Origin of the sequence: Streptomyces sp. NPDC058955, assembly GCF_042741435.1 — a bacterium.
Lineage (GTDB): Bacteria > Actinomycetota > Actinomycetes > Streptomycetales > Streptomycetaceae > Streptomyces.
The window spans coordinates 1-12,120 of record NZ_JBHYKM010000059.1; the positions used below are offsets into that span (position 1 = coordinate 1).

General features: G+C 74.9%; 13 protein-coding genes. 4 read left to right on the forward strand and 9 right to left on the reverse strand.

Annotated elements, in window-relative coordinates:
• Window positions 1–49: 49 nt before the first annotated feature.
• From ACFW1I_RS22170 to lipB, 4 genes are all read right to left on the reverse strand, one after another.
• Window positions 50–760, reverse strand: a complete 711-nt coding sequence (locus ACFW1I_RS22170; RefSeq protein ID WP_030496770.1) for a DUF4191 domain-containing protein — start codon at window positions 758–760, stop codon at window positions 50–52.
• A gap of 10 nt (window positions 761–770) precedes the next feature.
• The gene (locus tag ACFW1I_RS22175) at window positions 771–986 is read right to left on the reverse strand and encodes a hypothetical protein (protein ID WP_384672592.1); all 216 of its coding nucleotides are present in this window, start codon (window positions 984–986) and stop codon (window positions 771–773) included.
• 239 nt (window positions 987–1,225) lie between these two features.
• On the reverse strand, window positions 1,226–2,194 hold the full coding sequence (gene lipA / locus ACFW1I_RS22180; protein WP_384672594.1) for a lipoyl synthase: 969 nt from the start codon (window positions 2,192–2,194) through the stop codon (window positions 1,226–1,228).
• A gap of 102 nt (window positions 2,195–2,296) precedes the next feature.
• The gene (gene lipB / locus ACFW1I_RS22185; protein WP_384672596.1) at window positions 2,297–3,106 is read right to left on the reverse strand and encodes a lipoyl(octanoyl) transferase LipB; all 810 of its coding nucleotides are present in this window, start codon (window positions 3,104–3,106) and stop codon (window positions 2,297–2,299) included.
• Window positions 3,107–3,436: 330 nt separating this feature from the next.
• On the opposite strand from lipB, the gene ACFW1I_RS22190 reads away from it, so the two are divergent.
• Complete coding sequence (locus ACFW1I_RS22190) at window positions 3,437–4,936, forward strand: regulator (RefSeq protein ID WP_384672598.1); 1,500 nt, start codon at window positions 3,437–3,439, stop codon at window positions 4,934–4,936.
• Window positions 4,937–4,942: 6 nt separating this feature from the next.
• Here the strand turns inward: ACFW1I_RS22190 and ACFW1I_RS22195 are convergent, their stop codons facing one another.
• Together ACFW1I_RS22195 and ACFW1I_RS22200 are read right to left on the reverse strand one after the other, a co-directional pair.
• Window positions 4,943–6,283 (reverse strand): NAD(P)/FAD-dependent oxidoreductase, encoded by a 1,341-nt coding sequence (locus ACFW1I_RS22195; RefSeq protein ID WP_384672599.1) that lies wholly within the window; start codon window positions 6,281–6,283, stop codon window positions 4,943–4,945.
• Between the two features lie 199 nt (window positions 6,284–6,482).
• Window positions 6,483–7,397, reverse strand: a complete 915-nt coding sequence (locus ACFW1I_RS22200) for a TIGR01777 family oxidoreductase (protein ID WP_384672602.1) — start codon at window positions 7,395–7,397, stop codon at window positions 6,483–6,485.
• A gap of 46 nt (window positions 7,398–7,443) precedes the next feature.
• On the opposite strand from ACFW1I_RS22200, the gene ACFW1I_RS22205 reads away from it, so the two are divergent.
• Window positions 7,444–7,944 carry a GNAT family N-acetyltransferase gene (locus tag ACFW1I_RS22205; protein WP_384672604.1) on the forward strand — a complete coding sequence of 167 codons (501 nt, stop codon included), beginning with the start codon at window positions 7,444–7,446 and terminating at the stop codon, window positions 7,942–7,944.
• Here the strand turns inward: ACFW1I_RS22205 and ACFW1I_RS22210 are convergent.
• Complete coding sequence (locus ACFW1I_RS22210) at window positions 7,941–8,603, reverse strand: TetR/AcrR family transcriptional regulator (protein ID WP_384672606.1); 663 nt, start codon at window positions 8,601–8,603, stop codon at window positions 7,941–7,943. The two genes, ACFW1I_RS22205 and ACFW1I_RS22210, sit on opposite strands and share 4 nt — an antisense overlap.
• Before the next feature lie 118 nt (window positions 8,604–8,721).
• Here ACFW1I_RS22210 and ACFW1I_RS22215 point away from each other — a divergent pair, with 118 nt between their 5' ends.
• Window positions 8,722–9,516 (forward strand): SDR family NAD(P)-dependent oxidoreductase, encoded by a 795-nt coding sequence (locus tag ACFW1I_RS22215; protein WP_384672609.1) that lies wholly within the window; start codon window positions 8,722–8,724, stop codon window positions 9,514–9,516.
• 33 nt (window positions 9,517–9,549) lie between these two features.
• On the opposite strand, the gene ACFW1I_RS22220 is transcribed toward ACFW1I_RS22215, so the two are convergent.
• On the reverse strand, window positions 9,550–10,074 hold the full coding sequence (locus tag ACFW1I_RS22220; RefSeq protein ID WP_384672663.1) for a DUF4240 domain-containing protein: 525 nt from the start codon (window positions 10,072–10,074) through the stop codon (window positions 9,550–9,552).
• Between the two features lie 99 nt (window positions 10,075–10,173).
• Here ACFW1I_RS22220 and ACFW1I_RS22225 point away from each other — a divergent pair, with 99 nt between their 5' ends.
• Window positions 10,174–11,103: an SDR family oxidoreductase gene (locus ACFW1I_RS22225; RefSeq protein ID WP_384672612.1), complete on the forward strand. Its 930-nt coding sequence runs from the start codon at window positions 10,174–10,176 to the stop codon at window positions 11,101–11,103.
• Here the strand turns inward: ACFW1I_RS22225 and ACFW1I_RS22230 are convergent.
• Complete coding sequence (locus ACFW1I_RS22230; protein WP_384672665.1) at window positions 11,094–12,035, reverse strand: helix-turn-helix transcriptional regulator; 942 nt, start codon at window positions 12,033–12,035, stop codon at window positions 11,094–11,096. The two genes, ACFW1I_RS22225 and ACFW1I_RS22230, sit on opposite strands and share 10 nt — an antisense overlap.
• Window positions 12,036–12,120 lie beyond the last annotated feature (85 nt).

Consider the following 12,120-nt stretch of genomic DNA (forward strand, 5'->3'; position numbering starts at 1 on the left):
GGACCTCCGAGAGGTCCGGGGCACCGCCTTTTCCGGTGCTTCGTGCGCGTCAGCGCATCTTTCCGCCGCGCGGCATCTTCATGCCCTTGGGCATCGGGCCCTTCGGCAGCGGCATGTTGCTCATGAGGTCGCCCATCGCCCGCAGCCGGTCGTTGGCGGCCGTCACCTGGGGACCGCTGAGCAGCCGGGGCAGCTTCAGCATCTTGGTGCGGACCTTCTTGAGCGGGACCTGGCCCTGCTCCTCGTCGTTGCCGACGACGATGTCCGTCACCGGCACGTCGACCAGGATGCGGGCCATCTTCTTCTTCTCGGCCGCGAGGAGGGGCTTCAGCCGGTTCGGGTTGCCCTCGCCGACCAGGACGATGCCCTGGCGGCCGACCGCCCGGTGCACCACGTCCTGGCTGCGGTTCATCGCGACCGCGGGGGTCACGGTCCAGCCGCGCCCGATGTTCTGCAGCACCGCCGCGGCGGCGCCCGGCTGTCCCTCCATCTGCCCGAAGGCCGCCCGCTCGGCGCGCCGTCCGAAGACGATCGCCATCGCCAGCAGCGCCAGGACGAAGCCCAGGATGCCCAGGTAGACCGGGTGTCCGATCAGGAAGCCGATACCGAGGAGGACACCGAGTACGACGATGCCCACGCCGGCCACGACGAGCCCGACCTTGGGGTCGGCCTTCCGGGTCATCTTGTACGTGAGGGCGATCTGCTTCAGTCGCCCGGGGTTCGCGGCGTCAGCGCCGCCCGTGTTTGCCTTCCTCGCCATGCCTTGAAGTCTACGTGGCCCGCGACGTCCGGCCAGACGCGGCCTCCAGGACGTGCTGGGCCTCGATGCGGTCCTTGGCGCGGCGGCGGTCCTCCAGGACGGAGGTCCAGGCGTTGCGCCGGGCGGTGCGCTGTCCGGCGCCGAGGACCAGGGCCTCGACGGCCCGGAGGGCACCGGTGACGGACGGGAGGGCACTGACGCGGACGTGCGTCGACGCGGCCGGCATGAGGGGTCCTCTCTCGGGAGCGGGTGAGACGAGGTGGGGGGCGAGCGGATGGTGGCGGTGCGTGGAACCATGCTCACAGAACGGTGTTACCAGGGCATGACCCGACGGTCAAACCCTGATGAAACGCTGATGCGGGACCCCCGGACGGCGGAGCGGCCCGTACCGCCCCGCTGAACTGCGGGGCCGTACGGGCCGCTCTCCGAGGCGTATTACCTGTCGGTAACCACCTGTGCCGCGATTCACACCGCCTGGGTGGCCTCCACGGCCGCGCCGCGCTTCTCGATGGCCTGCTGGTACAGGCGGCCGGCCCGGTAGGAGGAGCGGACCAGCGGGCCCGACATCACGCCGGAGAAGCCGATCGCGTCGGCCTCCTCCTTCAGCTCCACGAACTCCTGCGGCTTCACCCAGCGCTCGACGGGGTGGTGCCGGACGGAGGGGCGCAGGTACTGGGTGATGGTGATGAGCTCGCAGCCGGCGTCGTGCAGCTGCTTCAGCGCCTCGCTGACCTCCTCGCGGGTCTCGCCCATGCCGAGGATCAGGTTGGACTTCGTGACCAGACCGTAGTCGCGGGCCCGGGTGATGACGTCCAGCGAGCGCTCGTAGCGGAAGCCGGGGCGGATCCGCTTGAAGATCCGCGGGACCGTCTCGACGTTGTGCGCGAAGACCTCGGGGCGGGAGTCGAAGACCTCCTTGAGGAGCTCCGGCACCGCGTTGAAGTCGGGGGCGAGCAGCTCGACCTTGGTGCGGCCGGCGGCGCGCTCCGCGGTCTGCTGGTGGATCTGGCGCACGGTCTCGGCGTACAGCCAGGCGCCGCCGTCCTCCAGGTCGTCGCGGGCGACGCCGGTGATGGTGGCGTAGTTCAGGTCCATCGTGACGACGGACTCGCCCACGCGGCGCGGCTCGTCGCGGTCGAGGGCCTCCGGCTTGCCGGTGTCGATCTGGCAGAAGTCGCAGCGCCGGGTGCACTGGTCACCGCCGATGAGGAAGGTCGCCTCGCGGTCCTCCCAGCACTCGAAGATGTTGGGGCAGCCCGCCTCCTGGCAGACCGTGTGCAGGCCCTCGCTCTTCACGAGGCTCTGCATCTTCGTGTACTCCGGACCCATCTTCGCGCGGGTCTTGATCCACTCGGGCTTGCGCTCGATGGGGGTCTGGGCGTTCCGGACCTCCAGGCGCAGCATCTTGCGTCCGTCGGGGGCGACTGCGGACACATCGGCTCCTGTAGCTTCGATTCTTCGGCGCACACCAGGGTACGCCCGTTGCTTCCATGCCTTGCTACGTCTGGCCAACCCTTGGCCAGAGCCCGGCATTCCTCAGGCGGACGCCGTCTCCACCGGCCGCTCGATCTCCCGCGGTCTGAGCTCCGCGTTCTCCAGGACCTCCCGCAGGTGCTTCTCCGCCACCGGCAGGACCTCCTCGATGGTGAGGTCGCGGCCCAGCTCGTTGGCGAGCGAGGTGACGCCCGCGTCGCGGATGCCGCACGGGATGATGCGGTCGAACCAGGCGTTGTCCGGGTTCACGTTGAGCGCGAAGCCGTGCATGGTGACGCCCTTGGCGACCCGGATGCCGATGGCGGCGAGCTTCCGGTCCTCGCGGCGCTGGCCGGCGTTGGACGGGGCGTACTCGGGGCCGTTCAGGCGCGGGTCGAACTCCTCGTCCGTCAGCCGCGGGTCGAAGTCCAGCGAGAGCCCGCCCAGCGACGGCCGCTGCTCCACCGGGTCGCCCAGCACCCAGACGCCGCTGCGGCCCTCGACCCGGGTGGTCGCCACGCCGAACTCGGCGGCGGTGCGGATCAGCGCCTCCTCCAGGCGGCGCACGTGCGCGACGACGTCCACCGGGCGGGGCAGCTTGAGGATCGGGTAGCCGACCAGCTGGCCGGGGCCGTGCCAGGTGATCTTGCCGCCGCGGTCCACGTCGACGACCGGGGTGCCGTCGAGCGGGCGCTCGCTCTCCGCCGTGCGGCGGCCGGCCGTGTAGACGGGCGGGTGCTCCAGGAGCAGACAGGTGTCGCCGGTCTCGTCGGCGAACCGCGCGGCGTGCACCTCGCGCTGCTTGTCCCAGGCCGCCTGGTACTCGACGGCGTCCTCGCCGAAGCCCAGGCGGACGAATTGCAGCTCACTCACGGCCATGCCTCCTCCTGGGTGCCCGCGGCCGGGTTCCGGGGATCGTCCCGGGGCGGGAGCCGGCCCGGCACCCTGCGTCTTACGCGCCCCTGCCACTGTACGGCGGCGCGGCGCGAACCCTTCGGGCAGGTGGAGGCGGGGCGGGGGTGCCCGGCGGGGGCGGGCTCCGGTCAGCCCGGAGCGACAACGGGGGTTCCCGTTCCTCACACGATCGGATGAATGTGGGGCGAAGCTGGCGGTACGGGCCGGGATGACCGCTACATTCACGCCGTTCCATGAGGGTCGAAACGGGCTGCCACCTGCGCCCGAAGGCAGGAGACCGCACAGCCGATGACGGAACGACCACCGCAGCGCGTCCCGAACCGCCAGCTCGCCGCGCTCATCGCCGAAGCCGGGTTCTCCAACGCGGGGCTCGCCAGAAGGGTGGACCAGCTGGGCCTGGAACACGGGCTCGACCTGCGGTACGACAAGACCTCCGTGACCCGGTGGCTGCGCGGGCAGCAGCCGCGCGGCACCACGCCCGCCCTCATCGCCGAGGTCTTCACCCGCCGCCTCGGCCGCCGGCTCTCCGCCCAGGACCTCGGCCTCGACGCCTGCGCGCCGGTCTACGCCGGCCTGGAGTTCGCCGCCACCCCCGAGGAGGCCGTGGACATCGTCAGCGGGCTCTGGCGCAAGGACTCCGGCAGCCACGCCGAACTCCGCAAGATCGCCTTCACCCCGGCCGGGCTCGTCGTGCCCAGCCGCGACTGGCTGATCGGCCGCGCCGACGACCGGGTCGCCCGTGGCGAGCCCGCCGCCCCCGTGCCGGTGGTCCGCCCCGGCGGGACCGGCGGCGGGCCGGTCCGCGCGATCGGCACCGACCCCCGGGTGCCCCCGCAGAGCCGCTTCTCCGTCCCCCGCCAGCGCGGCACGGAACGCGGCCCCGGCCAGCGCGTCACCGGCGGCGACATCGCCGCCCTCCGCTCCGTCGGCGACCTCTTCCGCACCCTCGACCACGCCTACGGCGGCGGCCACGCCCGCCAGGCCCTCGTCCGCTACCTGGAGCACGAGGCCGAGCCCATGCTCCGCGGCACCTACGGCGAGGCCACCGGGAGGCGCCTCTTCGCCGCCGCCGCCGACCTCACCCGGCTCGCCGGCTGGACCTCGTACGACATCGCCGCCCACGGCCTCGCCCAGCGCTACTTCGTGCAGGCGCTGCGCCTCGCCCAGGCCGCCGGCGACCGGGCCTACGGCTCCTACGTGCTCCTCACCATGAGCTGCCAGGCCGTCTACCTCGGCCACGGGCGGGAGGCCGTGCAGCTCGCCCGGGTCGCCCAGCAGGGCGTCGGCTCCGCAGCGCCCCCCGTCGTCCAGGCGATGCTGCACGCCGTCGAGGCCCGCGGCCACGCCGTCCTCTCCGAGGCCCGCGCGTGCAGCGCCTCCCTGGTCCGCGCCGAGCGGGCCCTGGAGGCCGCCCGGCCCGGCGACGAGGTGCCCTCCTGGGCCCGCGCCTTCGACGAGGCCCAGCTCGCCGACGAGCTGGGCCACTGCCACCGCGACCTCCAGCAGTACCGCCCCGCCGCCCAGCACGCCGAACGGGCCCTCCAGCTCCGCGCCCCCGGCTACGCCCGCAGCCGGCTCTTCTGCCGGGTCGTCCTCGCCACCGCCCGGCTCGCCCTCGGCGAGCTGGACCAGGCGTGCGCGCTGGGCGCCGAGGCCGCCCAGCAGGCAGCCGAGATGCGCTCGGCCCGCGCGATCGAGTACGTCCGCGACTTCGAGCGCCGCCTGGAGCCGTACCGGGACGCCCCGCCCGTCCGCACCTACCGCGACCGGGTGGCCGCCCTCGGCTGACCCCGGCTAGGCGGCCTCCTCCTCCGCCTCCTCCAGGACCGGCGGGCGCAGCCCCAGGTCGGCGAGGACGGCGCCGGCGGCGCGGTCCCCGGTGGCCAGGGTGGAGCGCAGGGTGCCCGCCCCGCGGTGGTCGCCGCACACGTACAGGCCCGCGAGCAGCCGCACCGAACGGCACGGGTCGTGCGCCGGGGGAGTGGCGAGCACCGCGTCCCGGGTGTGGTGCAGGGCCAGCAGCTCCCACTCGTCCGTCGAGGTGCCGTACAGCGCCGCCAGGTGCTTGCGGACCCGCCGCTCGGTGTCGTCCGGCGGCGTCCCGAGCACCGTCGAGGTGATCAGCGGCCGGCCCGCCGGCGCCCGCGTCGGGTCCACCGCGCTCATCACCGCCGTGTGCGCCACCGGCCCGCCCGGGTCCGACTCCAGGAGCAGCGTCGGATCCGCCGTGGGCGCCACCGGCGCCGTGTGGTGCAGCACCGTCACCGGGTGGTACGCGGGCACCCGCAGGCCCGGCAGCAGCTCGGCCGCCGTCCGCGCCCCGGTCGCGAGGACCACCGCGCGGCAGCCGACCGTGCCGTGCTCGGCCGTGCCGACCCGGGCCGCGGACACCTCGGTGACCCGGACGCCGGTCCGCACCGTGCCCGGCGGCAGCAGCGCCGCGAGGCGGTCCGGCAGCACCGCCGCCCCGCCCTCCGGCACCGACACCCGGCCGCGGGCGAAGGCCCGCAGCGCCAGATCGGCCCGCCGGCTCGACGCCGCCAGGTCCGGGTCGGCGAGCAGGGCCGCGAGCAGCGGCCGGAGCACCGTCTGCACCGTCCTGGCCGGCAGCCGGCCCGACAGCGCCTCCCGCGCGGTCCGCTCCGGCCGGGCGAGCAGCCGCTGCGTCGGCGTCGCCGCCAGCCGCACCAGCGAGGCGCCGAGCCGCGCCTGGTCCAGCGAGGCCGCCGGGTGCCGGGGGGCGCTCGCGAGGGCGCGCGCCACGGTGAACGCGCCCCTGCGGTTCCGCGGGTGCGGGGCGCCCCAGCGGGCGTACCGCCCGTCGGAGTGGATCAGCACCCCGGGCGCGAACGGGCGCGACACCACGCCGTCGAGGCCCGGGAGGGCCCGCAGCTCCTCCGGCGAGAGGGTGAGCAGCCGCCCCACCCGGTCGAGCCGGAAGCCGTCGGTCCCGCCGGTGGCGTGCCGGCCGCCGACGAACGGCTCGGCCTCCAGGACGGCGACCGAGAGCCCCGCCCCGGTCAGCCGCCGGGCCGCCGTGAGCCCGGCGATCCCGGCGCCGACGACGACCACGTCGACCTCGTCCGTGTGCTGTGTCTGTCGTGCCAGCTGTGCGCTGCGTGCGGTACTGAGCACGTGCCCCTCCCCAGGTCTGCGCCGCCTGTTGGTGGCCTATGCCCCCAACGGGCCCCCGGAATGCCCGAGTTCGCGATCCATGTCGACTGGTGGGCACCGAGGGTAGGCAGCGCTCCCACGGCACGGGGCCCGCGCGCGGCGGGCTTGCCGGAGCACGGGGGAGCGCAGGGAGCGCAGGACCCCCGCGGGTGGGGGCGGTTCAGCGGGCCGCGGCGGCCCGGATCGACTCGTCGATGGTGGGGAAGGCGAAGGTGAAGCCGGAGGAGAGCAGCCGCCCCGGCACCACCCGCTGGCTGCCGAGGACGTCCGCCGCGAAGTCGCCGAGGACGAGCCGCAGCGCGGGCGCGGGGACCGGGAAGGGCGTCGGGCGGCGCAGCACCCGGCCCATCGCCGCGGTCACCTCGCGGTTGGTGACCGGCTCGGGCGCGGTCAGGTTCACCGGCCCGGAGAGCGACGGAGTGTCCATCAGGTGCCGCAGCGCGGCGACCTCGTCGTGGAGCGAGATGAAGGACCAGTACTGGCCGCCGTCGCCCATCCGCCCGCCGAGCCCGGCCCGGAAGACGGGGAAGAGCCGCCCCCAGGCGCCGCCCTGACGGGCCACCACCAGTCCGGTGCGGGCGTACGTCACCCGGATCCCGGCCTCCTCGGCGGGGGCCGCGGCCGCCTCCCACTCCACGCACACCGAGGGCAGGAAGCCGGTGCCGGCCGGGGCGCTCTCGTCCACCGCGCGGCTGCCGGTGTCCCCGTACCAGCCGAGGGCCGTGCCGCAGACCAGCGTCTCCGGCGGCTCGGCGAGCCCGGCGAGCGCCCGCGCGATCGCGGTGGTGCCGAGCACCCGGCTGTCCCGGATCTCCTTCTTGTACGCCTCGGTCCACCGGCGCTCGCCGACGCCGGCGCCCGCCAGGTGCACGACCGCGTCGACGCCGACGAGCCCGGCGGAGTCCACGTACAGCCGCTTCGGGTCCCACTCGACCTCGTCGGCGGTCCTGGCGGGCCGGCGGACGAGCCGGAGGACGTCGTGGCCGTCGGCGCGCAGGGAGCGGACGAGGGCGGCGCCGATGAGACCGGAGGCCCCGGTGACGGCGACGCGCTTGCGGAGGGCGGAAGGCTGCATGCGCCCATCCTGCCCGGTGGGCCCCCGGCGTGGCAGAGTGGCCGTCATGACCGCGCCGGAGACCTTCGTGATCCGAGCCGCCCAGCCGGGCGACGCCGAGCCGCTGGGCGCCGTGGACCGGGCCACCTGGTCGCCGCTGCACGCCGTGCTGCCCCCGCCCTCGGAGCCGTACCCGCCCTTCTTCGACGAGCGCCACCGGCCCGCGGACTACCTCGTCGCCGAGCGGTCCGGCGTCCTCCTCGGCTACGTGCGGGTGGCCCGGCCGACCCCGCTCGACTCCAACGCCCACGTCCGCCAGGTCCAGGGCCTCGCCGTCGCCGGCGAGGCGCGGGGCCAGGGGGTGGGCCGGGCCCTGCTGCGGGCCGCCCTGGCGAAGGCCCGGGCCGACGGCGCCACCCGGATCACCCTGCGGGTCCTCGGGCACAACGTCCCCGCCCGCGCCCTCTACGAGGCCGAGGGCTTCGCGGTGGAGGGCGTCCTGCCGGGCGAGTTCGTCATCGACGGCGCGCCGGTCGACGACGTCCTGATGGGCCGGTCACTCCGCTAGGCCCTGTCCGAGGCCTGGTTCCACAGCCGCACCCCGCCCATCAGTTCGCGCAGGCAGCGCAGGGCGAGGGCGGCGGGGGAGCCGGGGCCGTCGACGGGGGCGTCGGACTCCGCCCAGCTCTCCAGGGCGATGCGGATCGCGTCGGTGGCCGCCGCCGCGGCGAGCCGCACCTCCAGCGGGTCGGCCGCCGGTCCGGCCAGCTCCCCCAGGACCTCCCGCAGTCGCTCCTCCGACTCCTGGTTGACCCGGTACCAGACCGCCCGCAGCGCCGGGTCCTCGGCGGAGGCGCGCAGCAGGCCCCGGGTCCAGCGCAGCCCCTCCGCCGCCTCCTCGTCCGCCGGGGTCAGGGAGGCGGCGATCGAGCCCTCCAAGGCGGCCGGCAGCGGGGTGCCGGGGCCGGTGGCGGCGAGCGACTCCCGCCAGCGGTCGGCGCCGCCCGCGAGGAGCGGGGCGACGGCGTCCTGCTTGGAGCGGAAGTAGCGGTAGAAGGTGCGCAGCGCGACCCCGGACCGGAGGGCGATCGACTCGGCGGTGGTGCCGTCCGGCCCGTGCTCGGTGAAGAGCTCGGCCGCCGCGCGGGCGATGTCCAGCTGGGTGGCGGCCTTGCGGCGCTGGGTCAGGGAGGGCGTCGCGGGGGCCGGCTCGGGTCGCTTGGTCACCGTACGAGGGTACGCCTCCGGCTCACAGAAGTGCGCGAAGTGCACATGTGGCAAAACGTGCCACCTAGGCGTACGGTGGCAGCGATTCCGAGAAGCCCGACACCGGGAGGTCGCCGCCATGAACCAGCTCACCCGTTACGAAGGACGCCGCGCGCTCGTCACCGGCGGCGGCTCCGGCATCGGCCAGGCCACCGTCCTGCGCATGCTCGCCGAGGGCGGCCGCGTCGTCGCGGCCGACATCAGCGAGGACGGCCTGAAGGACACCGTCGCCAAGGCCGGGGACGCCGCCGACCGGCTGAGCACCGTCCTGGTGGACGTCGCCGACGAGGAGTCCGTACGGGCCGGCGTCGCCACCGCCGTCGCCACCCTCGGCGGCCTCGACGTGCTGGTCAACGCGGCCGGTGTGCTCCGCTCCTCGCACACCCACGAGACCGGCCTCGACGCCTTCGAGCAGGTGATCCGGATCAACCTGACCGGCACCTTCCTCATGATCCGCGAGGCGATCCCGGCGCTCCTGGAGGGCGACGGCGCCGCCGTCGTGAACTTCTCCTCCACCTCCGCGATGTTCGCCCACCCCTACATGGCGGCCTACGCGGCCAGCAAGGGCGGCATCCAGTCCATGACCCACGCCCTCGCCGCCGAGTACGCCAAGCAGGGCATCCGCTTCACCGCCGTCCAGCCCGGCTCCATCTCCTCCGGCATGACCGACGGCTCCGGCGCCAGCAGGCAGTCCGTGGGCCCCGGCCTCCCCGCCGACGCCGACATGGCGCTCTTCATGAAGCTCGCCCCCGCCCTCGGCCAGGGCTTCGCCGGCCCCGAGACCGTCGCCGGCGTCGTCGCGATGCTCGCCTCCGAGGACGGCCGCTTCATCACCGGCACCGAGGTCCGCGTCGACGGCGGCACCCACTTCTGAGCGCCGCCCCCCGGTTCGGGCCCTGCCCCGTGGTCAGGGCCTGAACCGCTCCCACAGCCGGGGCAGCCGGGCCGCCAGGGCGTCCTCGTCCGCCAGGTCCAGCGGCACGCCCTCCGGCTCCCCGTCCGGCATCGCGATCCCCAGGTCCGGCGTCTCCGTCCCGGTCAGCGTCTCGTACGCCTCGTCCGCCGCGAAACCGATCTCCTCGCCGTCCCCGTCCAGCTCCGGATCGAAGGCGTCGAGCAGCTCCGCCAGCCCGTCCGGATCGGCGACCCCGCCCTCGTACACCTCCCGGCCCTGGCCGATCAGCCAGCAGCGGAAGGCGTCGAAACCCTCCTCGCCCGCCCCGGCGCCGTCCAGCAGCACCGCCGCCGCACCCCACACGTCCCAGTGGTACGCACGGTTGAACCGGGCCTCGAAATGGCGCGCGTAGTCGAGCACCGTGTCCGGATCCAGCCGGGTCAGCCGCTCCACGAGCAGATCCGCCTGCTCCTCGGGATCGCCCTCGGCGTCCTCGCGGGTGGCGTCGATGATCTCCCAGAACTCGGTCTCGTCCATCACGGCACCAGCATCCTGTCTCCGGGTCCGCGACGCACCCGGAAAGTCCGGAATCCATCCGGACAGAAGATGTCGGGTATTGCTGACAGCCTGAACACCATGACCAACGAAACGAAGCCGCTGCACGGACGGATCTGCCTGGTCGCCGGGGCCACCCGGGGCGCCGGACGCGCCATCGCCGTCCAGCTCGGAACCGCCGGCGCCACCGTCTACGTCACCGGCCGCACCACCCGCGAGAAGCTCAGCGAGGTCGGCCGGGCCACCGAGACCATCGAGGAGACCGCCGAGCTGGTGACCGCCGCCGGCGGCGAGGGCGTCGCCGTCCCCACCGACCACCTCGACCCCGCACAGGTCCGCGCCCTCGTCGACCGGATCGACCGCGAACGCGGCCGGCTCGACGTCCTCGTCAACGACGTCTGGGGCGGCGAGCACCTCCTCGTCGACTCCTTCGGCAAGAAGACCTGGGACATCGACCTCGCCGGCGGCCTGCGGATGCTCGAACTCGGCGTGCGGACCCACCTCGTCACCTCGCACACCGCGCTGCCGCTGCTCAACCGCCACCCCGGCGGCCTCGTCGTCGAGGTCACCGACGGCACCGGGGCCTACAACGGCACCCACTACCGCGAGAACCTCTTCTACGACCTCGCCAAGAACGCGCCCATCCGGATGGCCTTCGGCCTCGCGAAGGAACTCGCCGACTCCGGCGGCACCGCCGTCTCCGTCAGCCCCGGCTGGCTCCGCTCCGAGCAGATGCTCGCCCACTTCGGCGTCACCGAGGAGAACTGGCGCGACGCGACGAAGCAGCTCCCCGACTTCGCCGTCTCCGAGTCCCCGGTCTACGTCGGCCGGGGCGTCGCCGCCCTCGCCGCCGACCCCGACCGCGCCCGTTGGAACGGACAGTCGCTCGACAGCGGCCGGCTCGCCCGGGAGTACGGCCTCACCGACGAGGACGGCTCCCGGCCCGACTCCTGGGGCTTCATCCTGGCCAAGGAGACCGACCCCGACACCCGGGTCGAGGACTACCGGTAACGCGCGGCCGCCGCCCGCGCGGCCTCGGCGAACCGCTCGCGCAGCGAGGCGGGGGACACCACCTCCGCCGCCGGGCCGAGCCCGAAGAGCTGCCCGAAGGCGACCTCCTCGTTCTCCACCCGGAGCGTCGCCGTCACCCGCCCGTCGCCGTCCCGCACGGCACCCGCCAGCGCCTCCTCCGCCGCCGCCCGGTCCGTCACGTACGGCAGCCGCCGCGCCCCCGCCTCCGTCAGCCGCAGCACCACCTCGTCCCGCAGCAGCGAGCGCGCGAACTCCGCCGCGCGCTCCGACCAGAAGACGTCCAGCGCGAACCCCGGATCGCGGTCGAACCGCTCCTCGCCCACCGCCACCGCCGTGAACCGGTCCACCCGGTAGGTGCGGAACGCGCTCCCCGCGCGGGCGCACACGTACCAGACGCCCGCCTTCAGGACGAGCCCGTACGGATCGAGCTCCCGCTCGACCTCCGTGCCGTCGCCCCGCCGGTAGCGCGCCGACATCCGGCGGTCGTCCCAGACCGCCTCCGCCACCGCGGGCAGCAACTCCGGCGTCTCCGGCTCCTGGTACCAGCCCGGCGCGTCCAGATGGAACCGGCGGGCCGCCGAACCCGGCGCGTCCGCCAGCGACGGCAGCAGCGCCGCCGACACCTTCAGCCGGGCCGCCGAGGCCGCGTCCTGCAGGCCCATGTCCCGCAGCGCGCCCGGCAGTCCGGAGAGGAACAGCGCCTCCGCCTCGTCCCGGGCGAGCCCGGTCAGCCGCGTGCGGTACCCGCCGACCAGCCGGTACCCGCCGCTCCTGCCCCGGTCCGCATACACGGGAACCCCCGCCTCCGAGAGGGCGAGGGCATCACGCGTCACGGTCCGCTCCGACACCTCCAGCTCGGCGGCGAGCTCGGCCCCCGTCATCGACGGGCGGTTCTGGAGGAGCAGGACCATCTTGATCAACCGGGCGGGGGGGGGGGGGACGCCGGCCGCGGCGCGGGGCCCCGCCCCGCACGCCCGCGCCCGCGCGCGGCCGCGG

Excerpts from the sequence above, each read along its gene's own strand:
- ACFW1I_RS22200 (WP_384672602.1), bottom strand. The coding sequence starts at position 7,397 with ATGCAGCCTTCCGCCCTCCGCAAGCGCGTCGCCGTCACCGGGGCCTCC.
- ACFW1I_RS22220 (WP_384672663.1), bottom strand. The coding sequence starts at position 10,074 with ATGGACGAGACCGAGTTCTGGGAGATCATCGACGCCACCCGCGAGGAC.
- ACFW1I_RS22175 (WP_384672592.1), bottom strand. The coding sequence starts at position 986 with ATGCCGGCCGCGTCGACGCACGTCCGCGTCAGTGCCCTCCCGTCCGTC.
- ACFW1I_RS22190 (WP_384672598.1), top strand. The coding sequence starts at position 3,437 with ATGACGGAACGACCACCGCAGCGCGTCCCGAACCGCCAGCTCGCCGCG.
- ACFW1I_RS22205 (WP_384672604.1), top strand. The coding sequence starts at position 7,444 with ATGACCGCGCCGGAGACCTTCGTGATCCGAGCCGCCCAGCCGGGCGAC.
- ACFW1I_RS22215 (WP_384672609.1), top strand. The coding sequence starts at position 8,722 with ATGAACCAGCTCACCCGTTACGAAGGACGCCGCGCGCTCGTCACCGGC.
- ACFW1I_RS22170 (WP_030496770.1), bottom strand. The coding sequence starts at position 760 with ATGGCGAGGAAGGCAAACACGGGCGGCGCTGACGCCGCGAACCCCGGG.
- ACFW1I_RS22230 (WP_384672665.1), bottom strand. The coding sequence starts at position 12,035 with ATGGTCCTGCTCCTCCAGAACCGCCCGTCGATGACGGGGGCCGAGCTC.
- ACFW1I_RS22225 (WP_384672612.1), top strand. The coding sequence starts at position 10,174 with ATGACCAACGAAACGAAGCCGCTGCACGGACGGATCTGCCTGGTCGCC.